The sequence below is a fragment of the Flavobacterium sp. genome (genome assembly GCF_035195345.1).
In the GTDB taxonomy this organism is placed as follows: domain Bacteria; phylum Bacteroidota; class Bacteroidia; order Flavobacteriales; family Flavobacteriaceae; genus Flavobacterium.
Window position 1 is genome coordinate 689,585 of record NZ_CP136574.1, and the last position, 26,557, is coordinate 716,141.

Sequence of the window (26,557 nt, forward strand, 5' to 3'; positions counted from 1 at the left end):
TTAAAATAGTTGTTATGTTTAGAAAAATACTCATCCTTATATTTCTTTTATCAGGAATTTCTATTTATTCTCAGGTCGTTATTAACGAAATAGATGTTGATATGACAGGCTCAGATGTGAATGAATTTATAGAATTAAAATCTACTACACCAAATTTCTCATTGGATGGTTATGTATTAGTTTTATACAATGAAACCAATTCATTAAGTTATTACGCAATAGATTTAGACGGTTATTCTACTGATATAAACGGAATTTTTTTATCAGGAAACACAGCAGTTGCTCCTGCGCCAACACTTGTTATTCCAAACGGTAAAATTCAAAACGGACCCGATGTTATTGCTTTATATCAAGCAAATGCAACAGATTTTCCTGACGGAACATTGGCAACGTCAACTAACTTAGTAAATGCAATAGCCTATTCTACTGCAACTGCAACCGCTACAAATTTAATGGCAATCTTTGGGCTTACTGTTTCAACAAACGAAAACATGAACGGTTTGGGAACTACTCAATCTATTCAACGTAAAAATGATGGGACATACGAAGTAAAAACACCAACTCCTGGAATGAATAATGATGGTTCGGGAATTATTTTGAATTATATCACAGTATCTACTTCTCAAACCAATTATAATGAAGGCGATGTTTTTGATTTTGTTTTTACAACGAGTCAACCTGTGACCGGTTCAGATTTGCTATTTAATTTTACGTTGGTAAACGGAAATTTCATGGTAAATGATTATACCAATACAAACTTAACTGTTTTAATACCAGTAGGACAAACAACCGCTTCAAATACATGTACCTTGTTTGATGATATAACGGACGAAGGTGATGAAGAGTTGTTAATTGATATTCAAAGTGTACCCACAGGATACGTTATTAATAATGATAATTTAATTCTTAGAGTTTACGACAACGATTATGTTGTGCAAACTTTTGGAACGCCTATAAATCCTACTTATAATATAGTTACACCAACAATCCCAACAGGTTATTACGATTCGTTAGAAGGATTATCAGGTAATGCTTTAAAACAAGCGGTTCAAGATATTATTGCAGCACCCACGGTACGATTACATAGTTATGCAGATATATGGGATATTATACGAACTGCAGATCAAAATCCAGAGAATTCCAATCAAATATGGGATATGTATTTAGAGATTCCAATGGCAAAATTAGATCAACAAACCACAAGCAGTATAGTGGGTAAATGGAATAGAGAACATATTTTTTGTCAATCTAGAGGAGGTTTTGAGGTTGCTAATGGTGATACTGCGGATGGAATTGGTGTTTGGAATTCTACAAGTGCAGCAAGTTTTGTAGACGGTGTTTCAGATGCGCATCATATAAGAGCAGAGAATGGTCAGGAAAACACTTCAAGAAATAATAAAAATTACGGAACTGTAAATTCAGCAACGGTTTATGCAGGTCCTTCAGGAACTCAAGGTTCTTGGCGAGGCGATGTAGCAAGAGCATTGTTTTATATGGCTGTTCGTTTTGACGGATTGAATGTAGTTAATGGCGATCCAAGCGAATATTTACCAAGTACATCTATAGCCTCTGGAAATATTGGTGATTTAGCAACTTTGTTAGTTTGGAACCATTCTGATCCAAGAGACGATTTTGAAATGAATCGTAACAACTATATTTATTCATGGCAAATGAATCGTAATCCTTTTATTGATTATCCACTGTTAGTAGATTATATTTTTGGAGTTAATTTTGGCCAGCCATGGTCGTCAAGTTTGTCTATTCAAAATCCTATTGAAAATAACGTTGCGGTTTATCCTAACCCAACAACCGATTATATAATTGTAGCTGGACTAGAAGGAAATTCAAAGGTTGAAATTTATACAATTACAGGTCAAATGGTTCAAAGTCAAAATTTTGAAAATGAAATTCGAATAAATATAGATTTAAATGCCGGGATGTATTTAGTTAAAGTATCAAATGGATTCCAATCCACCACAAAAAAAATAATTGTGAAGTAAATAAAAAAGGTCAGATTTTAAATCTGACCTTTCTCTTTTTAAATCCCTGCTATTTCTTTTAGTTCTTTAACAAATCGTTCTGCTAAAACATCAGCTTCGCTTTGCGTTGGAGCTTCGGTATATATTCTAATTATTGGTTCCGTATTTGATTTTCTCAAATGAACCCATTCTTTTGGAAAATCAATTTTTACCCCGTCAATTGTTGTAATGTTTTCTGATTTATACTTTTCGGTCAATGTAGCCAAGACATTATCCACATCAATTTGAGGTGTTAACTCAATCTTGTTTTTACTCATATAGTATTGAGGATAAGAAGCTCTAATTTCAGCAACTGTCTTATCTTGATTTGCCAAGTAAGTTAAAAACAAAGCTACACCCACCATACTATCTCTTCCGTAGTGAGATGAAGGATAAATAATCCCTCCATTTCCTTCACCACCAATAATAGCATTGGTTTTCTTCATTAATTCTACCACATTTACTTCTCCTACAGCACTTGCTTGGTAGGTTCCACCGTGTTTTTCAGTAATATCTCTCAAAGCACGAGAAGATGACATATTAGAAACTGTATTTCCGGGTGTTTTAGATAAAACATAATCGGCAACAGCTACTAAAGTATATTCTTCACCAAACATTTCACCATCATTTGAAATGAAAGCTAATCTATCCACATCAGGGTCAACCACAATTCCAAAATCAGCTTTCTCTTCCACAACTAATTTACAAATATCTCCTAAATGTTCTTTTAAAGGTTCAGGATTGTGGGGAAAATGACCGTTTGGTTCGCAATACAATTTTACGACTTCAACACCCATTTGTTCAAGTAAATTTGGGATAATAATTCCGCCGGAAGAATTCACACCATCAACAACAACTTTGAATTTCTTTGTTTTTACCAAATCGGCATCCACTAAAGGTAATTCAAGTACTTCATCAATATGAATATCCATGTAGGCATTGTTCTCAATAACTTCTCCTAAATTATTAACATCAGAAAAATCAAAGGCTTCTTTTTCGGCAATTTCTAAGATTAATTCACCTTCTTTTCCACTTAAAAACTCACCTTTCTCATTTAATAATTTAAGTGCATTCCATTGTTTAGGATTATGGGAAGCAGTTAATATAATTCCACCATCTGCTTTTTCAAGAGGTACCGCTATTTCCACTGTTGGTGTTGTAGACAAACCTAAATCGATAACATCAATTCCTAGTCCAACCAACGTATTCATTACTAAATTATGTATCATTGGTCCTGAAATTCGTGCATCTCTACCGATAACTACTTTTAATCGTTCGCTACTTTTAGAAGCGTGTCTTATTTTTAAAAAAGAACCATAAGCTGAGGCAAATTTTACAGCATCAACTGGAGTTAAATTATCACCAACCGATCCACCAATAGTGCCACGAATTCCCGATATTGATTTTATTAATGTCATTAGTTTTACTTTTTTGTTGTACAAATATAATTGATGTATCTCGCAAAGACACAATGTCACAAAGTTTTTTTTTATATATTTACGAAAAGAACTCAGAATACTATGAACTATTTAGCACATGTTTATTTATCAGGTAATCACCATTTGTTAAAAATAGGCAACTTTATGGCAGATAGTATCAAAGGGAATGACTACGAAAAATTTGATACCGAAATTAAAAAAGGAATTTTATTACACCGACATATTGATAGTTTTACCGATTCGCATCCCATTTATCGAAAAAGCAAGCATCGTTTGCATGAGAAATATGGCCATTATTCAGGGGTAATAATGGATATATTGTATGATCATTTTTTAGCAAAAAATTGGAGTATTTATTCAGACGAAAAATTAGAGAAGTATGCTAATGATTTTTATAAATTATTAGAAGCAAACAGAAACATTCTTACCGATAGAATTATTAGCATGATGCCTTATATGATTGCTAGAAACTGGTTTGTTAGCTATGCAACGATTTCAGGCATGGAGATGATTCTTTTTCAAATGGATTATAAAACCAAACATAGAGCTAATATGCAGGAGGCTATTGTAGAATTGAAAGATTTTTATTTTGAATTTGAATCGGAATTTTTTCTTTTTTTTGAAGAATTAATTCTTTCTTGCCAATATAAATTAAAGGAATTAAATGGAGTATAGTTTTTAACTTCTAATTATATAACTTAATTTCGCAATTAAATAAAAAGTAATGCCAAGAAGTAAACCATTTTCCTTACAAACGTTTTTATATAAAACTTTCAGACGTTTAGAACGGTTTATTTTTCTTTTGAAATCGCTTTTAACTCCGCGTCAGTTTATTTATTTATCTTGTGTTCTTGTTGGAATTTCATCGGCTTTAGCTGTAATTATTCTTAAAACATTTGCGCACTGGGTTTTTAAATCATCCCAAAAGTTAGATGATATTTTACATCTTCCATTTAGTAATAGTACTTTGCCTATTATTGGAATCATCATCACCGTAATCATTATCAAAAAAGTGTTGGATGGTTCTATTGAAAAAGGAACTTCGCAAATTATGTATGCCGTTGCCAAAAAGCGAGGGATTATGCCTAGAAAACAAATGTTTGCACAAATTATAACGAGTTCCTTTACCGTGGGGATGGGAGGAAGTGCAGGGTTAGAATCACCTATTACCATTACGGGTGCTGCTTTTGGGAGTAATTATGCGCAAAATTATCGACTAAGTTATAAAGATAGAACGCTGCTTTTAGCCTGTGGAGTGGCTGCAGGTGTTGGAGCTGCTTTTAATGCGCCCATTGCTGGAGTTTTGTTTGCCATCGAAGTGGTTTTGGCCGAAATTAGTATTACTGCGTTTATTCCAATTATGATAAGTGCAGCAACAGGAGCTTTGGTTTCAACAGTAATGTTGAATGAAGACATCTTGTTTTCGTTTAAAAAAGTCCAATTTTTCGATTATCATAATTTACCATATTATATTTTATTAGGGGTTTTAAGTGGATTAGTTTCGATTAATTATGCTAGAACTTTTAGGAAAATTGAACACTATTTCAGTAGATTGAAATTAAATATAATTAATAAAGCTCTTTTTGGAGCAACTATTTTGGGTGTATTGATTTTTTTGTTTCCATCGCTTTTTGGTGAAGGGTATGAAAGCATTAAATTATTAGCCGACAGCAACCCAGAACGATTGGTTCAAAATACAATTTTCGAACGTTTTCAAGAATCAAAATGGATTTTATTGCTATTTGTTGGAGCTACAATGTTGATTAAAGTTTACGCAACAAGTTTAACTTTAGGCGCTGGCGGAAATGGTGGAAATTTTGCGCCTTCATTATTTGTGGGTTCTTATTTAGGATTTTGCGTAGCTTATTTCTTTAATATCATTGGTTTTGCTAAATTACCTATTGGTAATTTTACTTTAGTTGGTATGGCTGGTATTTTGAGTGGATTGTTTCATGCACCACTAACGGCTATTTTTCTTATTGCCGAAATTACAGGTGGTTACAATTTGATGGTCCCCTTAATGATAGTGTCTTCTGTGAGTTTTGCAATTTCTAAACGTTTTGAACCCTATTCGTTTGATATTAAAAATTTAGCCGATAAAGGGGAAGTTTTTACAGATAACCGCGATTCAAATATTCTAAATTCTATTGATGTTGCAAAGTTAATTCAAACGGATTTTAAGCCGATTATTTTGCAAAATAATTTGGAAGAATTGGTCCAAAAAATCCAACAATCAGATGAACATATTTTTCCAGTTTTAGACGATAAAAGTAGATTGTTGGGATTAATTCATTTGGATGAAATTCGAACTATTGTTTTCTCTCAATTCAAAGTAAAATACACTGCGGTTGAAGAAATTATGCATCAACCAAAAGAAATAATCATTTACGATGAAACCCTTGAAACCATCATGGATAAATTTGATGCTTCTGAATGTAAAGTTTTACCAGTGCTGAAAAACGGAATTTTTCTTGGGTTTATGCACAAACAATTAATTTTAGAAAAATATAGACATCGTTTAAAATCTATGATTATTGAGTAATCTAACTTTATTTAAGAAATTCTTATTCTTACTTCAAACAATTTTTTAACTCTAAAATCAGTATCTTTGCGTTTTGCCAAAAATTATGCAACACACAACTGAGGAAACTATCGAAATTATTGGCGCTAGAGCCCATAATCTTAAAAATATTGATGTATCTATTCCGCGCGAAAAACTGGTAGTAATTACTGGTCTTTCGGGGTCTGGGAAATCGTCATTAGCTTTTGATACTATTTATGCCGAAGGACAACGTAGATATATTGAAACGTTTTCTGCTTATGCGCGTCAGTTTTTGGGCGGATTAGAGCGTCCGGATGTAGATAAAATCGACGGACTTTCGCCTGTGATTGCCATTGAACAAAAAACTACAAGTAAATCACCTCGTTCAACCGTTGGAACTATTACAGAAATATACGATTTCTTACGTTTGTTGTATGCTAGAGGAGCTGATGCTTTCAGTTACAATTCAGGTGAGAAAATGGTTTCGTATTCAGATGAACAAATAAAACAATTGATTTTAGAAGATTTTAATGGTAAACGCATCAATATTTTAGCGCCTGTTGTTCGTTCTCGTAAAGGACATTATCGTGAGTTATTTGAGCAAATTGCTAAACAAGGTTTTTTAAAAGTTCGTGTGAATGGCCAGATTCGGGATTTAGAATTCGGCATGAAAGTCGATCGTTATAAAACGCATGATATTGAAATTGTAATTGATAGAATGGCAATTGATACGGAAGAAGATACCGACAAGCGTTTGTCAGAAAGTATCAAAACAGCTATGTATCATGGTGATGACGTAATTATGGTGATTGAACAAGAAAGCCAAGAAGTTCGCTTTTACAGTCGTAATTTAATGTGTCCGACTTCTGGAATTTCGTATCCAAATCCGGAACCAAATAATTTTTCATTCAATTCTCCAAAAGGCGCTTGTCCATGTTGTAACGGATTAGGAACTGTGAATGAAATCAACTTACAAAAAATCATTCCAAATCCAAAATCATCAATTAAAAATGGTGGTTTTGCTCCTTTGGGCGAATATAAAAGTTCTTGGATTTTCAAGCAATTGGAAATTATTGCTCAAAAATATGATTTCAAAATTACCGATGCTATCGAAACCATTCCGCAAGAAGCAATGGATATGATTTTGTATGGTGGAAGCGAAAAATTTTCAGTCGTTTCAAAGGTGATGGGAATTACCAAAGATTATAAAATAGATTTTGAAGGAATTTCAAACTTCATTAAAAATCAATATGATAATTCCGATTCGGCAAGCATTAAACGTTGGGCAAAAGAATTTATGGACGAAAATGATTGTCCAGAATGCGAAGGCACACGTTTGAGAAAAGAATCGTTATATTTCAAATTAAACGGGAAAAACATCGGCGAATTAGTTCAAATGGATATTGCCGAATTATCCGAATGGTTTGCAGATTTAGACAATCATTTATCTGAAAAACAAAAAGTTATTGCTGTTGAGGTTGTAAAGGAAATTACAGCGAGATTGCAATTTTTGTTAGACGTTGGTTTGAATTATTTATCATTAAACAGAAGTTCAAAATCACTTTCTGGTGGTGAAGCGCAACGTATTCGATTGGCCACACAAATTGGTTCGCAACTAGTTGGTGTTTTGTATATTTTAGATGAACCAAGTATTGGTTTGCACCAAAGAGACAACGAACGCTTGATTAAATCCTTAGAAAGTTTGCGTGATATTGGTAATTCAGTAATCGTAGTAGAACACGACAAAGACATGATTGAACGTGCCGATTATGTGATTGATATTGGTCCAAAAGCAGGTCGCTTTGGTGGACAAATCATCAGTAAAGGAACGCCGAAAGAATTATTGAAAAAAGATACAATTACCGCACAATATTTAAACGGTAAATTGAAGATTGAAGTGCCAAAAACGCGTAGAGAAGGCAACGGAAAATCTATTAAATTATCAGGTGCAACAGGAAATAATTTAAAAAATGTTTCAATTGAAATTCCATTGGGAAAATTAGTTTGCGTTACGGGTGTTTCGGGAAGTGGAAAATCGACATTGATTAACGAAACCTTGTATCCGATATTAAACGCACATTTTTTTAATGCGGTAAAAAAACCACAGCCTTATAAGAAAATAGAAGGTTTAGAACATATTGATAAAGTTATCGACATCGACCAAAGTCCGATTGGAAGAACACCGCGTTCCAATCCAGCGACGTATACCGATGTTTTTTCAGAAATTAGAAGTTTATACACGCAAACACCTGAAGCAATGATTCGAGGTTATAAGCCTGGAAGATTTAGTTTTAATGTAAAAGGTGGTCGTTGTGAAACTTGCGAAGGTTCAGGTGTTAGAACCATTGAAATGAGTTTTTTACCCGATGTTTATGTGGAATGCGAAACCTGTATGGGAAAACGTTTCAATAGAGAAACATTGGAAATTCGTTACAAAGGAAAATCAATTTCTGATGTATTGAATATGACAGTAGATGAAACGGTTGAATTCTTTGAAAATATTCCAAAAATCTATCGAAAAGTAAAAACCATTCAAGATGTTGGATTAGGTTACATTAACTTAGGCCAACAAAGTACAACACTTTCAGGAGGTGAAGCACAACGAATCAAATTAGCCACAGAACTTTCAAAAAAAGATACCGGAAATACCTTTTATATTTTAGATGAACCTACAACAGGTTTGCATTTTGAAGACATTCGAGTTTTGATGGATGTAATTAATGTGTTGGTTGAAAAAGGAAATACGGTTTTAATTATTGAGCATAATTTAGATGTTGTAAAATTAGCCGATTATGTAATTGATATTGGTTACGAAGGTGGAAAAGGTGGTGGAGAGGTTGTAGCAAAAGGAACTCCCGAAGAAATTGTCAAAAATAAAAAAAGTTATACAGCGCAGTTTTTGAAAAAAGAATTATCTTAGCAACCTAATTACTACACACAACAACACTGCTAAAACTTTATTATTAACTTTAATATTTTGTTTTTCAACAAACAAATAAATAAAATTATTATGGCAGCAGATCAATACGAAAACGAAGATCACAGAATTCAAGAAAAATTCAAGCAAAAAACTTGGAACGAAATACGATCAAACGATTCTTGGGCAATTTTTAAAATCATGTCGGAATTCGTAAATGGGTATGAATCCATGGGAAGAATAGGACCTTGTGTGTCTATTTTTGGTTCGGCAAGAACAAAACCAGAAGATAAAAACTATTTATTAGCGGAAAAAATTGCTTTCAAAATCAGTAAAGCTGGATATGGTGTAATTACAGGTGGTGGTCCCGGTATCATGGAAGCTGGTAACAAAGGAGCGCATTATGGCGGTGGAATTTCGGTAGGTTTAAACATCGAATTGCCTTTTGAACAACATTATAATCCTTATATTGATAAAGACAAAAACTTAAATTTTGATTACTTCTTCGTAAGAAAAGTAATGTTTGTAAAATATTCACAAGGTTTCGTTGTAATGCCAGGTGGTTTTGGAACATTAGACGAATTGTTCGAAGCAGTAACATTGATTCAAACCAAGAAAATTGGAAAATTCCCAATTATTTTGGTTGGAACTGAATTTTGGTCTGGTTTATTAGACTGGATTAAAACTGTTATGATTGACAAAATGAAAAATGCCAATCCAGAGGACATGAACTTAATCAAAGTAGTTGACACAGAAGATGAGGTATTGGAAGCCTTAGATAACTTTTATAAAAAATACAACTTATCTCCTAATTTTTAATAAAATATACGTTCTTTATAATAAATCACCCACAAATAATTCTTTATTATTTGTGGGTGATTTTATTAAAACAAAAGTGTAATTATGCTTTTACATAAAATCTGAATTAATTTTTCACTATCAAAATCACTTATAACAGACAAATTCTCTATGCTTTTAGAGGTATTTAATCCACAAGTTTTTTGTTTTGTTTGATATTAGAACACAAACATTGCTCTTTCGCTCATTAATTCATTTACTTCTTCTGCCACTTGTTCCAAAACAGCTTCATCAGTATAATTCATTAACACTTTATCAATTAAAGCAACAACCGTTTCCATATCTTCTTCTACTAAACCACGAGTTGTAATTGCTGGAGTACCTACACGGATACCAGAAGTAACAAATGGTGATTTATCATCAAATGGAACCATATTTTTATTTACTGTAATTTCAGCTTTGACCAATGCATTTTCGGCATCTTTACCTGAAATTCCTTTATTTCTTAAATCAATCAACATCATGTGGTTATCGGTACCACCTGAAATTAATTTATAACCTCTTTTATTGAAAGCTTCTGCCATTGCTTGTGCATTTTTCTTTACTTGCATCGCATAACGGAAAAACTCATCTGTTAAACACTCCCCAAAAGCAACCGCTTTAGCAGCAATAATATGCATCAAAGGCCCACCTTGATTTCCAGGAAAAACCGACATATCTAATACATGTGACATCATTCTGATTTCTCCTTTTGGAGTTGTTAATCCCCATGGATTTTCAAAATCTTTACCCATCATAATCATTCCACCTCTAGGACCTCTTAAAGTCTTATGAGTGGTTGTCGTTATAATATGACAATGAGGAACTGGATCGTTTAATAATCCTTTTGCAATTAATCCGGCTGGGTGTGAAATATCAGCTAATAACAAAGCACCAACGCTATCTGCAATTGCTCTAAAACGAGCAAAATCCATATCGCGAGAATAAGCAGATGCTCCTGCAATAATCATTTTTGGTTTGTTGGCTAAAGCTATTTCTTGAATTTTATCATAATTCAAAACGCCCGTCTCCTCTTCTACTCCGTAAAAAACAGGATTGTATAATTTTCCCGAAAAATTAACTGGAGAACCATGTGTTAAATGACCACCATGCGATAAATCAAAACCTAAAATCGTATCACCTGGTTTTAAACACGCTGCAAAAACTGCAGTATTTGCTTGAGAACCCGAATGTGGTTGAACGTTTACATATTCCGCTCCAAATAAAGCTTTAGCTCTATCAATAGCAATTTGTTCAACAACATCTACCACTTCACAACCACCATAGTAACGCTTACCAGGATAGCCTTCGGCATATTTATTTGTTAAACATGAACCAGCAGCTTCCATCACTTGGTCACTTACAAAGTTTTCAGAAGCAATTAATTCAATTCCGTGAATTTGTCTATCTTGTTCGTCAAGAATTAGGTCAAAAATTTGTTCGTCGCGTTGCATTGCAATAAATATTCGTTAAAATTAGGTCAAAATTACAAAAAAGGTTTGTTACATTGATAGATAATTTTATATTTGATTCATATTTTTTCAACAACAAACTAACAATATATTTATGCCAATTATCGCAAACGATATTAACAGAAAATCATGGATTCCTGTACCTAAAAACAGCGACTTCCCTATTCAAAACATTCCTTTTGGTGTTTTCATTACAAAAGATGACGTTATAACTATTGGGACTCGAATTGGAAATTGTGCCATTGATATGGGCGCTTTACAACAATTAGGTTATTTTGAAGGCATTGATTTAACAGACGATATGTTCATGCAAGACACTTTAAACGATTTTATTTCTGACGGAAAGAAAACTTGGCGATTAGTTCGTAATCGTTTAGCAGAACTTTTTGATGAGAACAATCCAAAATTAAGAGATAATAAGTCACATAAGGAAGTTGTAATTTTTAAAGTAGAAGATATTGAAATGCTTTTACCTGTTCAAATTGGTGATTATACCGATTTTTATAGTTCAAAAGAGCACGCTACTAATGTAGGTAAAATGTTCCGTGATCCAGAAAATGCATTATTACCAAACTGGTTGCATATTCCTGTTGGCTACCATGGAAGAAGTTCTACAATTGTTCCTTCTGGAATTCCAGTACACAGACCTTATGGACAAACCTTGCCAAATGGTGAAACTAGTCCTGTGTTTGGACCTTCTAAATTAGTGGATTTTGAATTAGAAACTGCTTTTATTACTACAGATGCTAATTTAATGGGAGAACCAATTCCTGTTGAAGAAGCCGAAGAACATATTTTCGGAATGGTTTTATTTAACGACTGGAGTGCGCGTGATATTCAAAAATGGGAATATGTACCACTTGGACCCTTCTTAGCAAAAAACTTTGCTTCATCAATTTCACCATGGATTGTAACAATGGATGCTTTAGAACCTTTTAGAGTAAAAGGACCTGAGCAATCACCAGAACCACTACCATACTTACAACAAAAAGGCGCAAAAGCATTTGATATCAATTTAGAAGTAGCTATTCATCCAGAAAATGCAGTAGAAACTGTAGTTTCGCGTTCGAATTTTAAATATATGTATTGGTCAATGGCGCAACAATTAGCGCATCATACCATTAATGGATGTAGAGTAAATTCAGGTGACATGATGGGAAGTGGAACTATTTCAGGTCCAACAGAAGATTCTTTTGGTTCTATGTTAGAATTGAGTTGGGGCGGACAAAAACCATTAAAAATGAATGATGGCTCTGAGCGTAAATTCATCAACGACAACGATACTGTTATTATTAGAGGATTTTGCCAAAATGATAACTTACGAATTGGATTTGGAGAAGTTTCGAGTAAATTGTTACCAGCGGTTGATTTAAAATTATAATTTTAAAATTTTATAGCATAGCTTTTGTTTTTTTGGAAGGCTATTCTAAATTTTTTAAATTATGAAAAAAATATTTATTAGCTTACTTTCATTATTGTTATTCAGTTTTACAAAAAACGAATTGAAATTTGATAGTTACGATGTATTTAACCAAAAAAATAAACTTGAAAAAAATTAAATTTTTGTTAAATTAACTGGTAATGTAGATAAAAATATTAAAGAAAGCGTTCTAGAAAATTTAATGAATATAAAATCTAAGACAAAAAATGTAAAATTCGTATTTTCCGAAAAGGATATTATTAATTCAAATTATACTTTAGAAATTAATATAGATAGTGTAACAATTAGTCCAGAAAAAATTAACACAAAAGAACATATATATAATAGTGCTATTAGAGAAGAACGAACCAATTTGATTAGTCGAATTGAAAGTTATGAACAAAATTATGTATACACAGGACAAATTCAAGGAAGAATAACAGTTTTCAGTAAGTCCAAGTCCTCTCAAATAATTACAACTGTAAAACTTTTAAAAAATGACATTACAGTAAAAACAGATGTTGTAAAGGGGGAATATTATTTTTTTTACAATTACGCTAAAAGAGAAGGCGTTTATCCTTATGAATTTAATCAACGATTTCCTTATTCTTCAAAAGACAAGGATTTCATGAATGATAACGAAATGATTGAAAAAACAATAACAGATTTAAATAAAAAATTAAAAAAAGTATCAAGTCAATAGATTTTGATTTAGACTAAAAAGTTCTAATAAAATTGTAAATAAATATCAAGTTTTTTTAAAAAAATAAACAAACTAATTTTATTGAATATTAGATTACCTAAAATATAATTTTAAAACTTTATTAACAAAAGACAGTAGTACAACCAACTGTCTTTTTTTGTAACTTTATAAGTTTTTTTAACCCTAAAAAATGTCAAAATGTCATTAAAACAACTACAAAACACAGAAAAAAAAGACATTTTGACATCCTTTAATGATTGGAACATATATTGAATAATCACTATCGAACAACTCTATAAAAGGATTAATTAGAATATGAACATCAATAAATTCACAATCAAATCGCAAGAAGCTTTGCAACAAGCACAGCAAATTGCACAAAGTTTTGGGCAACAACAGCTAGAAAACGAACACCTTTTTAAAGGAATTTTGGAAGTGGACGAAAACGTAACTCCCTTCATTTTGAAAAAACTCAACGTTAATGTGGAGCTTTTCAAAAAAGTATTGGACAGCACCATTCAAAGTTTTCCAAAAGTATCTGGAGGAGAAATGCAATTCTCTCGCGATGCAGGAACTGCAATGAACGAAGCGGAAATCATTGCTAAAAAAATGAACGATGAATTCGTTTCTATCGAACATTTAATTTTAGCCATTTTCAAATCAAAAAGTAAAGTCGCGCAAATTTTAAAAGATCGAGGTGTAACTGAAAAAGGTTTGCAAGCCGCTATCGACGAAATGCGCAAAGGTGAACGCGTAACTTCGGCTTCGGCAGAAGAAACGTACAATTCACTGAATAAATACGCAAAAAACCTCAACGAACTGGCTAAAAGCGGTAAACTTGACCCTGTTATTGGCCGTGATGAAGAAATTCGTAGAGTTTTACAAATTTTAACGCGCCGAACCAAAAACAATCCGATGTTAGTTGGTGAACCTGGTGTTGGTAAAACAGCCATTGCCGAAGGTTTAGCACACCGAATTGTAGATGGCGATGTTCCTGAAAATCTAAAAGATAAAATCGTTTATTCATTAGATATGGGTGCATTGATTGCAGGTGCAAAGTACAAAGGTGAATTTGAAGAACGACTAAAAGCCGTAGTTAAAGAAGTAACTTCTGCCGAAGGCGATATCGTACTTTTCATTGATGAAATTCATACACTTGTTGGTGCTGGCGGTGGAGAAGGTGCAATGGACGCCGCAAATATCTTAAAACCTGCTTTAGCTCGTGGCGAGTTACGTGCCATCGGAGCAACAACTTTGGATGAGTATCAAAAATATTTCGAAAAAGACAAAGCACTAGAAAGACGTTTCCAAAAAGTAATGGTCGATGAACCCGATACAGAAAGTGCGATTTCGATTTTGCGTGGTATCAAAGAGAAATATGAAACACACCACAAAGTACGTATCAAAGACGATGCTATTATTGCGGCTGTCGAATTATCACAACGTTATATTACGAATCGTTTCTTACCAGATAAAGCGATTGATTTGATGGACGAAGCAGCTTCAAAATTGCGTATGGAAATCAATTCCAAACCAGAAGAATTAGATGTTTTGGATAGAAAAATCATGCAATTGGAAATCGAAATTGAGGCTATTAAACGTGAGAATGATGAAACTAAATTGAAAGGTTTAGGTTTAGATTTAGCCAATTTAAAAGAAGAACGCAACGAGATTTTCACCAAATGGAAATCGGAAAAAGATGTTGTGGACAATATTCAAAACGTAAAACAAGAAATTGAAGATTTCAAAATTGAAGCCGAACAAGCCGAACGCAATGGCGATTATGGAAAAGTAGCTGAAATTCGTTACGGAAAAATTAAAGAAGCACAAGAACGATTAGATACTTTACAAATTCAATTAGCCGAAAACCAAGCAGAAACTTCCTTAATCAAAGAAGAAGTTACTCGCGAAGATATTGCCGAAGTAGTTGCCAAATGGACCGGAATTCCCGTAATGAAAATGTTGCAGGGAGAAAGAGAAAAATTACTTCGTTTAGAAGAAGAATTACATCGAAGAGTTGTGGGTCAGGAAGAAGCTATTGAAGCCGTGAGCGATGCTGTTCGTAGAAGTCGCGCTGGCTTACAAGACATGAAAAAACCAATTGGTTCATTCTTATTCTTAGGAACTACAGGTGTTGGTAAAACCGAATTAGCCAAAGCATTAGCCGAATATTTGTTCGATGATGAAAATGCGATGACTCGAATAGATATGAGCGAATACCAAGAACGTCATTCGGTAAGTAGATTAGTAGGTGCTCCTCCAGGATATGTAGGTTATGATGAAGGCGGACAATTAACCGAAGCGGTAAGAAGAAAACCTTACTCGGTAGTATTATTAGATGAAATTGAAAAAGCACATCCTGATACGTTTAATATCTTGTTACAAGTATTAGATGAAGGACGATTGACCGATAACAAAGGTCGTGTTGCAGATTTCAAAAACACGATTATCATCATGACTTCAAATATGGGAAGTGCCATTATACAAGAGAAATTCGAAAATCTTAAAGGTGGAATTGATGCTGCAACCGAAGCTGCGAAAGTAGAAGTTTTAGGATTGTTGAAACAAATTGTTCGACCAGAATTCATCAACAGAATTGACGAAATTGTAATGTTTACGCCATTAACCAATGCAAATATCAAAGAAATTGTTGGTTTGCAGTTGAAAAGCGTTATTAAAATGTTGTCGCATCAACAAATTACAATGGATGCGACACCAGAAGCTATTGAATACTTGGCACAAAAAGGTTTTGATCCACAATATGGCGCACGACCTGTTAAACGAGTGATTCAACGCGAAGTTTTAAACCAACTTTCTAAAGAAATATTGGCTGGTAAAGTTACGGTTGATAGCATTATTTTGTTAGACAGTTTTGATGGACAATTAGTTTTTAGAAATGAAAGTGAATTGGTTAAGTAAAACCAATTAATAGAAATACCCTCAAATTCATGGGTTAATAATGAGTTTGTTTTAGTTTGGGAAACACCGATTTAGAATTGAATCGGTGTTTCTTTTTCTATTTTTAACCAATTATTTTCTATTTTTGAAACAAATGAAACCAAATGGAAAACTTTACTCTGAAAGAAAAACTACAACATTTATTATCTTTTCCTGTAATTGTAGCTGCTCTAGGCTATTTTGTTGATATTTACGACTTACTTCTTTTCGGGATTGTTCGTGTTCCTAGCTTAAAAGATATGAACTTAGATGTCGATACTGCTGGGACACTAATCTTAAATTATCAAATGGTAGGTTTACTTTTAGGAGGAATTCTGTGGGGTATTTTAGGTGATAAAAAAGGAAGACTTTCGGTTTTATTTGGTTCCATTTTAGTGTATTCTTTGGCTAACATTGCTTGTGGTTATTTACCTCACTTTTCAGTAGAAGATAAAACCATGTTGTATGCTTGGTTGAGATTCATTGCTGGAATTGGTTTAGCTGGTGAACTCGGAGCCGGAATTACTTTAGTCTCTGAATCATTACCCAAACAATTACGAGCTATTGGAACTTCCATCGTAGCTGGTTTTGGCTTACTTGGAGCCGTTGTAGCACAATTAACAGTTGAATTAGCGGGCGATTGGACAATTGCTTATTATATTGGCGGTGCTTTAGGATTAATGCTTTTAGCATTAAGAATCAGTGTAGCAGAATCAGGTATTTACAACGATATCAAACACGATAATAAGATCAAAAAAGGGAATTTCTTTTCGTTTTTTACCAATTGGAATCGTTTTGTTAAATATATGAAATGTATAGCTATTGGTTTACCAACTTGGTTTTGTATTGGAATTTTAGCGGTTATGGCCAATCAATTTGCACCTGTAATGGGTATTGACAATATTCAACCCGGAAAAGCGATAATGTGGGCATATGTTGGAATCTCGGTTGGTGATTTTGCTAGTGGTTTCATCTCTCATTGGTTACATTCACGCAAAAAAGCGATTTTCTATATGATGTTGTTCACTATCATTGGAGCCTGTTTAATGCTTTTTAGAGGAAATAAATCAGAAAACATGTATTACTTTTATTGCGCTTGGTTAGGATTAGGAACGGGTTATTGGGCGATGTTTGTAACCGTTGGAGCTGAGCAATTTGGCACTAATATTAGAAGTACGGCTACCACCACTATTCCTAATATGGTTCGCGGATTAGTTCCAGTAATGTTATTGGCATTTGACGGATTAAAAGTAAATAATGGCGTGATTGTTGCCGCTTCAATTGTAGGTTTCTTTGCTTTTGCACTAGGCATCTACTCTACTCTAACTATTGCTGAAACACATAATAAGGATTTAGACTTTAACGAATAAATTAAATGAAAAAAATACAACTCTATTCTCTATTATTCTTTATTGGATTGCTAATTTCAGGAATTCATCCAAAAGAATATTTTACTTGGTTTTTAGAAGTTTTACCCGCAATTATAGGTTTCATGATTTTGGCTTTTACCTATAAAAATTTTCGATTTACGAATTTTACATATTTCTTTATTTTAATTCATTGCTACATCTTATTCCTTGGCGGACATTACACCTATGCCGAAGTACCTCCGTTTGAATGGATAAAAGAAACGTTTCATCAAACTCGAAACAACTATGATAAAGTCGGACATTTTGCACAAGGTTTTATTCCAGCCATGATTACACGAGAATTATTTATTCGCAAAAATGTAATTGCTAATCAAAGTTTCTTTAACTTCGTTATTGTTGCTGTCTGTTTGGCAATTAGTGCGGCCTATGAATGGTTAGAATGGGGCGTTTCACTTTGCACTGGAGATGGTGGCGATGCTTTTTTAGGAACGCAAGGCTACGTTTGGGATACGCAATCAGATATGTTATACGCAACAATAGGCGCTATTTGTATGTTAATTTTATTTAGTAAGAAACACGACAAAGCAATTCAAAAGCAAATTAAATCTCAATAACAAGATTCAAATTATAAAAAAAAAATGCTACAACTTAACTTCTCACCTTTTCCTATACTTGAATCTGAACGTTTACGTTTTCGAAAATTAACCCATGAAGATGCTCCTGAAATTATAGTGCTTCGAGGGAATCCTGAAACTATGAAATTTATTCCAAGACCTTTGGTTGTAGATATTGAAGGTGCTTTGGCGCACATTAAAATGATTAACGACAAAATAGACGAAAATTTAGATATCAATTGGGCAGTAACCGAAAAAGGAAGTGATAAATGCATCGGAATTATGGGCTTTTATAGAACACAACCTGATCATTTTAGAACTGAGTTAGGCTATATGATTACATCCGAGCATTGGGGAAAAGGGTATGTTACCGAAGCGGTGAAAACATTATTAAATTTTGCTTTCAATACCTTGAATTTTCATTCTATTGTTGCAGTTGTAGATTCAAGACATGTTGCCTCGGAACGTGTTTTACAAAAAGTTGGCTTTGTAAAAGAAGCTCATTTTAAAGAAGATTTTTACTATAATAACGAATTTACCGATACCGTAATGTATGGTTTACTAAAACGAAATTTTATAAAATAAAATATATGACCGAATTTGAAAAACAATTCCGCGAGGTGCAAGAACTTCTCGAATTTAACTACTTCAATCAAACCATAAAACGAGTAATCGATTTTGCTTTAGATACGGAAAACATTGATTTTTACACTAAAACCAATGAATTTTTAAATTGGTTAGACCATAATGAAAAAGAAGACGACGATAAAAAAACACGCTTAAAATCCTTGTTAGATGAACTTTACGCGTTTTTAAATAAAAAAGAATGCCATGATCATCAAACAATTATTTCAGTTAAAAATCTACAAAAAATTTACAATGCTTCTTTTGGATTAGGTCCGATTAACTTAGATATTAAAACAGGTGAAATCATTGGTTTGGTTGGCGAAAATGGAAACGGAAAAACTACTTTACTTCGTAGCTTATGTGGTGAATTGCATCCAACTTCTGGAACCATAAATTACCAATTTGAATACGATGATTTGTATGATTTGCGAACAAAATTAGTCTACATTCCACAACGAACTGATACTTGGCGTGGTTCTATGTACGAAAATTTAGAATTCACCGCAAGTTGCTACGGCTATTCGCCAGAAGAAAATAATTTGGTAGTCGATTTAGTCATCACGCGTTTAGGATTGCGAAAATTTAGAAAGCATTACTGGAACAATTTGTCTTCTGGTTACAAAATGCGTTTCGAATTAGCTCGAATGTTACTCCGAAAACCAAAAATTTTATTGATTGACGAACCTTTGGCTAACTTAGATATTTTAGCACAACAAACCATTTTAGACGATTTTAGAAATATTGCTAATTCAGCTTTTAGACCAATTGCCATTGTGTTGAGTTCGCAACAATTATATGAAGTGGAAAAAACTTCAAATCAAGTGGTTTTCTTAAAACGTGGTTCGCAAAAGAATTTGAATACCGAAAATGATGTAGCAAAAAATTGCATTATCGAATTCGAAAGTTCATTGAATTTAAGCGATTTAAAACAAGCTTTTACCGCTTTAGAAGTAATTTCTTTGGAACAAAATGGTGGAACTTTTATTGCAACTTTTCCAGAAAATATTCAAATGAACGATTTCTTGAAAGTGGTTATAAACCAATCGATTCCAATGACTTATATTCGAAATATTTCAAATTCAACACGTCGCTTTTTTGTGAACTAAAAAAATAAAATCATGTTTAAAGATATACAGAAAAAATTATTATTAAAATATCCATTGCTTTGGAACACCAAATTTGTTCCTATGGTTGCCATTGGATTACTACTCCACCTCATCTTTTTTGGTTTAGGCTATTTAGATGGAACCATCGATTTTTCGAACAGAAATAATTTAGATATTGAAGTAACTTGCATACTATTTGGTGTTTTGCTTGTTATAATTATAATTATTTTATGGCTGATTAACTATTTTAAAAACAATTCATTGAAATCGTTTTACAGTAAATCAAAATATAGTTTGTTTTACGAATGGTTGCAAATATTTGTTGTTAGTGCATTATTAATTACATTCTATATACCATTTTCTGTTGGGAAACAATTGCATCAAAAAAATTATTATTCGCTTGAAGAAACAACCAATCGTTGCAAAACTATTGCTACCGCCGATATGTTTATAGATGGAAGTTTTGGTGAAACACAAATAGATTCATTAGCCTCTGGATTAATTGATAGTTTAGGGAATAAAGTGACACTTAATTATAATCCCGAAGATGCAAATACTGCGGCATATTCCACTGAACAAGAAAGTTTAGCAGTTGAGGCGGTTTCTGGATACACTTATAAAAACCACATCATCTTTAACGGAAAAAAATACAACCAATTTTCATTAGTTAATCGTAATACATTTGAATTCACTGTGATTTCAAGAGAACAAGATTCGTTAAATAAAATTCAAATTCAAAATTGGTTACATCAGGACAATCAGGCTGAAGTTAAAAAATTAATGGACAATTACTTAAGCCTGATTAGAGAACATGATTTAGCCACTAATTTAAATATGGATAAATGGTTTGAAATTGTTTACAAAGCTCCAGAATTTGATGAATTTTTATACATTCAACCTTATTTAAAACAATATGAAACTGATAATTCCTATAATAATTATGACTATGCAACAAAAATTGGCAATGGCGAACGTAAGTATTCGAAGTATTTTGTACAACAGGATGTACTAAAAGACAAATATGACATGGTTTCAGAAGCACACACAGATTCCTTTTTCAAAATTGAAATTATTTTAGGATTTTTATATGGCGCCTTTGGATTGTCTATTTTGATTTTTTCTTTTCGTGTTACAACTGGAAAAAGTTGGTTGATTGCAGTTGTTACAACTGGTGTTATTAACATTGTTTACGGTATTTTAACAGCAATTACAGGCGTAGGAGATATGTATGCTTATTTAATTTTATTTACTATTCTAGGGATAATGTTTTATTTCTTCTTAATATATTTCAACAAAAAGAATTTACAACTCAGTAGAATTGCATTGAATTTATTTTTATGGTCTTTCATAGGAATTATTCCATTAATTTATTTCTTAATTCAAGAACATTACTTAAGAGGTGAACATAGATACAATTATAACTACACATCACCAGAATATGAATGGATGAAAGATCATGTATTTCATATGTTTTGTCTAAACTTTATTTTATCAATCCTAACACTTTTCTTTTTATCCAAAGTAATAAGAACTTGGAAAGGAATTTCAGAAGATTAATTATGATAATTACACTTTCAAATACTAAAATTTCGGCATCAATTGATTCTCTTGGTGCCGAATTAATTCGTTTAGAAAAAGAGCACCAAAATTATATTTGGACGGTTGATGAAACCCATTGGAATAAAACGTCACCCATTTTATTTCCTATTGTAGGAAGATTAAAAAATGATGCTTACACCATTGCTGATAAAACTTATGAATTACCACGACACGGCTTCGCAAGAAATTTCGAATTTCAAATTCTGAATCAAACCGAAAATTCTGTTGTTTTTGTCTTAGAAAGTAATTCCGAAACTTTGAAAAATTATCCGTTTGAGTTTCAATTACAATTGGAATATGAATTAGACGGAAATGAATTAAAAATGAAATATTCTGTTGAAAATAAATCGAATGTAACTATGCCGTTTTCCATTGGAGCACATCCTGCATTTACCATTGAAGATTCATTTTCAGATTATTCCTTACAATTTAATGAAGCAGAAGAATTTGTATCCTATGAATTAGAAAATGAACAGTTTAACAATTCATACAGAAAAATACATTCTGAAAACGGACAAATTAATTTAGATTATTCGTATTTTGAGAAAGACGCTTTGGTTTTTAAACATTTGAAATCCAACAACCTAACTCTTTTAAAAAAGAACCAACCTTTTCTTTCTGTTAATTTTAAAGGATTTCCTTATTTAGGGATTTGGACAAAACCAAATGCGCCATTTTTGTGCATTGAACCTTGGTGTGGTTTAGCCGATAATTCAAATCACAATGGAAATTTTATGGAAAAAGAAGGTATTCAGTTGTTAGAAAAAAATGGTGTTTTTCAAAGAGAAATTATAATAAGTCTTTTATAACAATCCATTATACTTTCTAACAAACCATTCGGTAGCTAGAGAAAGTACAACTAAAACAAGTAACCAAATCCAATCGATAAGTGGAGTCTTTTTAATGGTTTCTTTTTGTGTTGGAATGTAATTTTCGTTTTCAATTAACGATTGAATTAATTTCTCTATTTGATTTGGATAAAAAACAGCTCCGTTGGTATTGGATGCCAATTGTTCTAATCTATTCTTATCTGGATTTACGAATTGCTTTTCAATTTCAAAATCTAACACTTCAAAAAATCCAGAAAAACTTGAATTCGATTGTTTTTCAGTCACCTTAAAAGTATAATTTCCAGCTTCTAATCCGTCTAAATTAACTTTAAATGAATTTGTAGCTTTGAGTAAATCGTATTTCTTAGCAGCTTTTGTTTTAGAATTTATAACTTGAATTGTTAGTTGAGCTTTATCGTCAAACTCATAGTTTTTATTGAAATATTCGGCTATAATTTCAATATTTTCGCCCGAATTGTAAAAACTTTCGTATGATACATTCAAGTTTTTCTTTGAAGCGTTTGTTACTAAAAACTGAATAATTTTATCAGTAAACAAATCAAAATCTTCAAAAGACTTTTTATTTAATTTGTTTTCCAAGCGCCATTTCCAGATGTTTTCACCTAATAAATAAGCATTTCTTTTGCTTCCATTTTCAGTAAAAGTTAACAATGGATTTGGTAATTGTACATTTCGAATTCTAGCAGAAAGTAAGGTATTTACGTTACTTTTTATTGAAATTGCACCAAAATTATGTTCCAAAGGAGGAAAATTTTCAAAACCAATATTAGCTTGCGAAAACAAATTAAAGTTCGATTCATAAGTAGCCAAATAATCTTCTTTTTGTGCCGACATTTTAAATAACAAATCGCTTTGGACTTGGTTTAAAAAATTAAAATCGGTTGCAGTTCCTGTGATGACAAAAGTGTTAATCTGGGCTGCTTTATTTTGTTCAAAAATAGCTTTAAAAGAAGTGGTTGGCTGATATAAAACCAAAATATTATAATTCTGTAATGACTTTACTTCATCTGGTTTTAGGATGGAAACTTTGCGTTGTTGATTAGTTTCGATACTTCGCTTTAAAACACCTAAATCTGGATGATTTATTGCGGAAATTAAAGCAATTTCACTACGTTGATCAATAACTTCTACTGCAAAATTTTTGGTGTTATTAACCGTGTTTTTCTCTTTTATATTGGAAGAAATTAAGGCTTTATATTTTGCAATCCCAACTTTGTCTGCATTTAACAAAATAGAAATAGACTGTGCTCTTTTATCTTTCGAAAAACTAACAGTTTGTTTATAAATGGTTTGATTACCATTCTGAATAGCGAAAGTTGTTGAAATAGTTTGATTGCCATTGTATTGCAAGAATACTTCAACTGGAAATTTATTCTTTAAAAACGCGTATTTATTAACGTTAATTTGATTGATTTTTAAATCGAAAACCGTAGTGGTATCCCCTAAAACAACGGGTAAGACACTTGTATTTTCCTGAAAGCTGAACACATAATCATTTCCCATGGTTTGGTTTCCATCAGTAAATAAAACTACAGGATAATTTGTGTTTCTGTATAACTGTTTTAAATTTTTAGCAACACCATCAATATGCGATTGATTTCCTTTAAAATCTAATTGTTCGAGTGACTTAAATTCATCATCAAATGAAAATAATTGCATATCGTATTTTTCGGCAATCGCATTGTTTTCAACAATTTTAAGATATAATTCAGCTGCTTCTTTAATTGCTTTTAATTCGGTAATTGATTTGGAATTATCCACAACAATAGGCAAAGGTGCTTTCTTGATTTCGTTGATTTTTCGGCTAATAATTGGGTTGATTAGCAATAAAAAGATAGAAAACAGACTAACAAAACGTAAAAAAGCCAAAAACCAATACAATTTTGACTGATTTTTGACTTTATATAAATATTGATAAAACGACAATCCAGCAGCAATAATTACTGATAATAATAGAAATAAAATGGTAGTTGTCGTCATTTTTTTATGAATTGTTAAAAGTAATTATATTTTTATGTCAGCATTCCTCCATCAACATTAATAACTTGACCCGTTACATAAGCACTCATGTCAGAAGCTAAGAAAACACAAACGTTTGCTACATCCTCTGGAGTTCCACCCCTTTTTAAAGGAATAGCTTCTCTCCAGCCTTTTACTACATCTTCATTCAATTTAGCAGTCATTTCTGTTTCAATAAAACCTGGAGCTATTGCGTTGCAACGAATATTTCTTGAACCTAATTCTAAGGCAATAGATTTTGTAAATCCGTTCATACCAGCTTTAGAAGCAGCATAATTAGCTTGACCAGCATTTCCTTTTACTCCTACTACACTACTCATATTTACGATAGAACCTTTACGGTTTTTCAACATAATTTTTTGAACAGCCTTAGTCATATTAAAAACTGACTTTAAGTTGATTTCGATTACTTTGTCAAAATCTTCTTCCGACATACGCATTAATAAGTTATCTTTTGTAATTCCCGCATTATTGATTAACACATCAATAGTTCCAAATTCAGCAATTACATCATCTATTAATTTTTGTGCTTCATTAAAATCGGCAGCGTTTGATTTGTATCCTTTAGCTTTAATTCCTAAAGCGTTTAATTCATTTTCTAAAGCCAAAGCCGATTCTACAGATGAACTATAGGTAAATGCAACATTAGCTCCTTGTTCTGCAAAAATTTTTGCTATCCCACTACCAATTCCACGGCTTGCACCTGTAATAATGGCAACTTTTCCTTCTAATAATTTCATGTTCAATATTCGTGTTAGTTTATTTAAAATAAAGTCCAAATATAGGAATATTTTAAAGTATAAAAAAAACATGCTCTTACATTAAACCTTTTTTATTTTATGTTGTCTAAAGAAATAATAACTTAAATACTAAGCATATGAAAAATCAAATTATGGTCAGTTTATTGACTATATTCGGATTGACTTCTTGTAGTAACAATTCAGATGACAATTACGAAGATATCGCTACTTATCCGTTTGTAGAAGCTGAATTTGGCTCGTCTTTAGATTTAAATAATTTAGCAAATTATGCGAATCAAACAGTTCCACCCTATATCACTAAAAACAATTCCCAAGGAAATTCAATTACTGATAAAGGGGCTACTTTAGGACGCGTTTTATTTTATGATAAAAATTTATCATCCAATAATACTATTTCGTGTTCAAGTTGTCACAAGCAAGAATTTGCATTTAGTGATACCAATGTGGCAAGTTCAGGTGTTAATGGAACAACTGGAAGGCATTCGATGCGTTTAATTAATTCTAGATTTGCTACAGAAACTAAATTCTTTTGGAATGAACGCGCTTTAAATTTAGAAACGCAAACTACCATGCCTATTAAAGATCATGGAGAAATGGGCTTTAGTGGATTAAATGGTGATTTGACCTTTGATAATTTAATTACTAGATTAAATGGAATTGGGTATTACAAAGAACTTTTCAAGTTTGTTTATGGATCAGAAGAAATTACAGAGGTAAAAATTCAAAGTGCATTAGCACAGTTTATTAGAAGCATTCAATCTTTTGATTCAAAATACGATGCAGGAAGAGCATTAGCTAATAATGACGGACAACCTTTCTCAAATTTCACAGCACAAGAAAACCAAGGTAAAAATTTATTTTTATCGCCTCCTGTTTTTAATACTAGTGGCGTAAGAACTTCTGGAGGTTTGGGTTGTGCTGGTTGTCATAGAGCTCCTGAGTTTGACATAGATCCAAATACTCTAAACAATGGAATTATTGGTACAATTGCAAGAACTGGAATAGATACTGGAAATACAAGAGCTCCTTCTTTAAGGAATTTAGTTAGAACAGATGGAACTCAAAACGGACCAATGATGCATACTGGAGTAATATCAGATTTACAGACTGCTATTGGACATTATGGGACGATAAACTTAGCGCCAGGAAATAACAATTTAGACCCAAGATTAACCCCAGGTGGTGTTGGACAACAATTAAATTTAACGGCAACTGAGGTAAATGCTGTGATTGCTTTTTTGAAAACGCTTTCTGGAACAGATGTATATATTAATGAAAAATGGTCAAATCCTTTTAATTAATTTCTAAATATCCTTTAAAAAAGT

General features: G+C 32.4%; 19 protein-coding genes. 15 read left to right on the forward strand and 4 right to left on the reverse strand.

Annotated elements, in window-relative coordinates:
- Positions 1 to 14: 14 nt before the first annotated feature.
- The gene (locus tag RSE15_RS03310) at positions 15 to 2,000 is read left to right on the forward strand and encodes an endonuclease (RefSeq protein ID WP_324069564.1); all 1,986 of its coding nucleotides are present in this window, start codon (positions 15 to 17) and stop codon (positions 1,998 to 2,000) included.
- Between the two features lie 38 nt (positions 2,001 to 2,038).
- Here RSE15_RS03310 and glmM read toward each other — a convergent pair whose 3' ends face one another.
- Positions 2,039 to 3,436 (reverse strand): phosphoglucosamine mutase, encoded by a 1,398-nt coding sequence (glmM, locus tag RSE15_RS03315; protein ID WP_324069565.1) that lies wholly within the window; start codon positions 3,434 to 3,436, stop codon positions 2,039 to 2,041.
- Positions 3,437 to 3,538: 102 nt separating this feature from the next.
- Between glmM and RSE15_RS03320 the strand changes: the two genes are divergently transcribed.
- The 4 genes from RSE15_RS03320 to RSE15_RS03335 all read left to right on the forward strand — a co-directional run bounded on the left by RSE15_RS03320 (position 3,539) and on the right by RSE15_RS03335 (position 9,735).
- On the forward strand, positions 3,539 to 4,132 hold the full coding sequence (locus tag RSE15_RS03320; RefSeq protein WP_324069566.1) for an acyl carrier protein phosphodiesterase: 594 nt from the start codon (positions 3,539 to 3,541) through the stop codon (positions 4,130 to 4,132).
- 49 nt (positions 4,133 to 4,181) lie between these two features.
- The gene (locus tag RSE15_RS03325) at positions 4,182 to 5,999 is read left to right on the forward strand and encodes a chloride channel protein (protein WP_324069567.1); all 1,818 of its coding nucleotides are present in this window, start codon (positions 4,182 to 4,184) and stop codon (positions 5,997 to 5,999) included.
- Positions 6,000 to 6,084: 85 nt separating this feature from the next.
- Positions 6,085 to 8,919: an excinuclease ABC subunit UvrA gene (gene uvrA / locus RSE15_RS03330; protein ID WP_324069568.1), complete on the forward strand. Its 2,835-nt coding sequence runs from the start codon at positions 6,085 to 6,087 to the stop codon at positions 8,917 to 8,919.
- Between the two features lie 90 nt (positions 8,920 to 9,009).
- A complete protein-coding gene (locus RSE15_RS03335) occupies positions 9,010 to 9,735 on the forward strand; it encodes an LOG family protein (RefSeq protein ID WP_324069570.1) in 726 nt (241 codons plus the stop codon).
- Between the two features lie 197 nt (positions 9,736 to 9,932).
- Here RSE15_RS03335 and glyA read toward each other — a convergent pair whose 3' ends face one another.
- A complete protein-coding gene (gene glyA / locus RSE15_RS03340) occupies positions 9,933 to 11,207 on the reverse strand; it encodes a serine hydroxymethyltransferase (RefSeq protein WP_324069571.1) in 1,275 nt (424 codons plus the stop codon).
- Positions 11,208 to 11,319: 112 nt separating this feature from the next.
- On the opposite strand from glyA, the gene fahA reads away from it, so the two are divergent.
- The 9 genes from fahA to RSE15_RS03385 all read left to right on the forward strand — a co-directional run bounded on the left by fahA (position 11,320) and on the right by RSE15_RS03385 (position 22,410).
- A complete protein-coding gene (fahA, locus tag RSE15_RS03345) occupies positions 11,320 to 12,606 on the forward strand; it encodes a fumarylacetoacetase (RefSeq protein WP_324069572.1) in 1,287 nt (428 codons plus the stop codon).
- Positions 12,607 to 12,847: 241 nt separating this feature from the next.
- Positions 12,848 to 13,348, forward strand: a complete 501-nt coding sequence (locus RSE15_RS03350) for a hypothetical protein (RefSeq protein ID WP_324069573.1) — start codon at positions 12,848 to 12,850, stop codon at positions 13,346 to 13,348.
- Between the two features lie 315 nt (positions 13,349 to 13,663).
- Complete coding sequence (gene clpB, locus RSE15_RS03355; protein ID WP_324069574.1) at positions 13,664 to 16,267, forward strand: ATP-dependent chaperone ClpB; 2,604 nt, start codon at positions 13,664 to 13,666, stop codon at positions 16,265 to 16,267.
- A gap of 143 nt (positions 16,268 to 16,410) precedes the next feature.
- Positions 16,411 to 17,655, forward strand: coding sequence for an MFS transporter (locus RSE15_RS03360; protein ID WP_324069575.1), 1,245 nt, complete (start codon positions 16,411 to 16,413; stop codon positions 17,653 to 17,655).
- A gap of 5 nt (positions 17,656 to 17,660) precedes the next feature.
- Positions 17,661 to 18,269 carry a DUF2238 domain-containing protein gene (locus tag RSE15_RS03365; protein ID WP_324069576.1) on the forward strand — a complete coding sequence of 203 codons (609 nt, stop codon included), beginning with the start codon at positions 17,661 to 17,663 and terminating at the stop codon, positions 18,267 to 18,269.
- Between the two features lie 24 nt (positions 18,270 to 18,293).
- A complete protein-coding gene (locus RSE15_RS03370; protein ID WP_324069577.1) occupies positions 18,294 to 18,854 on the forward strand; it encodes a GNAT family N-acetyltransferase in 561 nt (186 codons plus the stop codon).
- 5 nt (positions 18,855 to 18,859) lie between these two features.
- Positions 18,860 to 20,002, forward strand: coding sequence for an ABC transporter ATP-binding protein (locus RSE15_RS03375; RefSeq protein ID WP_324069578.1), 1,143 nt, complete (start codon positions 18,860 to 18,862; stop codon positions 20,000 to 20,002).
- A 12-nt stretch (positions 20,003 to 20,014) separates the two neighbouring features.
- A complete protein-coding gene (locus RSE15_RS03380; RefSeq protein ID WP_324069579.1) occupies positions 20,015 to 21,559 on the forward strand; it encodes a hypothetical protein in 1,545 nt (514 codons plus the stop codon).
- A 2-nt stretch (positions 21,560 to 21,561) separates the two neighbouring features.
- Entirely contained in the window at positions 21,562 to 22,410 is an 849-nt protein-coding gene (locus RSE15_RS03385) for an aldose 1-epimerase family protein (protein WP_324069580.1), read from the forward strand.
- Here RSE15_RS03385 and RSE15_RS03390 read toward each other — a convergent pair.
- Positions 22,405 to 24,432: a hypothetical protein gene (locus RSE15_RS03390; RefSeq protein ID WP_324069581.1), complete on the reverse strand. Its 2,028-nt coding sequence runs from the start codon at positions 24,430 to 24,432 to the stop codon at positions 22,405 to 22,407. The two genes, RSE15_RS03385 and RSE15_RS03390, sit on opposite strands and share 6 nt — an antisense overlap.
- A 32-nt stretch (positions 24,433 to 24,464) precedes the next feature.
- Positions 24,465 to 25,211: a 3-oxoacyl-[acyl-carrier-protein] reductase gene (fabG, locus tag RSE15_RS03395; protein ID WP_324069582.1), complete on the reverse strand. Its 747-nt coding sequence runs from the start codon at positions 25,209 to 25,211 to the stop codon at positions 24,465 to 24,467.
- Between the two features lie 137 nt (positions 25,212 to 25,348).
- Here fabG and RSE15_RS03400 point away from each other — a divergent pair, with 137 nt between their 5' ends.
- Entirely contained in the window at positions 25,349 to 26,533 is a 1,185-nt protein-coding gene (locus RSE15_RS03400) for a cytochrome-c peroxidase (protein ID WP_324069583.1), read from the forward strand.
- Positions 26,534 to 26,557 lie beyond the last annotated feature (24 nt).

Coding starts and splice junctions, on each gene's coding strand:
- fabG (WP_324069582.1), bottom strand. CDS start 25,211: ATGAAATTATTAGAAGGAAAAGTTGCCATTATTACAGGTGCAAGCCGT.
- uvrA (WP_324069568.1), top strand. CDS start 6,085: ATGCAACACACAACTGAGGAAACTATCGAAATTATTGGCGCTAGAGCC.
- RSE15_RS03365 (WP_324069576.1), top strand. CDS start 17,661: ATGAAAAAAATACAACTCTATTCTCTATTATTCTTTATTGGATTGCTA.
- RSE15_RS03350 (WP_324069573.1), top strand. CDS start 12,848: ATGAATATAAAATCTAAGACAAAAAATGTAAAATTCGTATTTTCCGAA.
- RSE15_RS03370 (WP_324069577.1), top strand. CDS start 18,294: ATGCTACAACTTAACTTCTCACCTTTTCCTATACTTGAATCTGAACGT.
- RSE15_RS03335 (WP_324069570.1), top strand. CDS start 9,010: ATGGCAGCAGATCAATACGAAAACGAAGATCACAGAATTCAAGAAAAA.
- RSE15_RS03375 (WP_324069578.1), top strand. CDS start 18,860: ATGACCGAATTTGAAAAACAATTCCGCGAGGTGCAAGAACTTCTCGAA.
- RSE15_RS03320 (WP_324069566.1), top strand. CDS start 3,539: ATGAACTATTTAGCACATGTTTATTTATCAGGTAATCACCATTTGTTA.
- RSE15_RS03400 (WP_324069583.1), top strand. CDS start 25,349: ATGAAAAATCAAATTATGGTCAGTTTATTGACTATATTCGGATTGACT.
- RSE15_RS03325 (WP_324069567.1), top strand. CDS start 4,182: ATGCCAAGAAGTAAACCATTTTCCTTACAAACGTTTTTATATAAAACT.
- RSE15_RS03390 (WP_324069581.1), bottom strand. CDS start 24,432: ATGACGACAACTACCATTTTATTTCTATTATTATCAGTAATTATTGCT.
- fahA (WP_324069572.1), top strand. CDS start 11,320: ATGCCAATTATCGCAAACGATATTAACAGAAAATCATGGATTCCTGTA.
- RSE15_RS03385 (WP_324069580.1), top strand. CDS start 21,562: ATGATAATTACACTTTCAAATACTAAAATTTCGGCATCAATTGATTCT.
- clpB (WP_324069574.1), top strand. CDS start 13,664: ATGAACATCAATAAATTCACAATCAAATCGCAAGAAGCTTTGCAACAA.
- RSE15_RS03380 (WP_324069579.1), top strand. CDS start 20,015: ATGTTTAAAGATATACAGAAAAAATTATTATTAAAATATCCATTGCTT.
- RSE15_RS03360 (WP_324069575.1), top strand. CDS start 16,411: ATGGAAAACTTTACTCTGAAAGAAAAACTACAACATTTATTATCTTTT.
- glyA (WP_324069571.1), bottom strand. CDS start 11,207: ATGCAACGCGACGAACAAATTTTTGACCTAATTCTTGACGAACAAGAT.
- glmM (WP_324069565.1), bottom strand. CDS start 3,436: ATGACATTAATAAAATCAATATCGGGAATTCGTGGCACTATTGGTGGA.
- RSE15_RS03310 (WP_324069564.1), top strand. CDS start 15: ATGTTTAGAAAAATACTCATCCTTATATTTCTTTTATCAGGAATTTCT.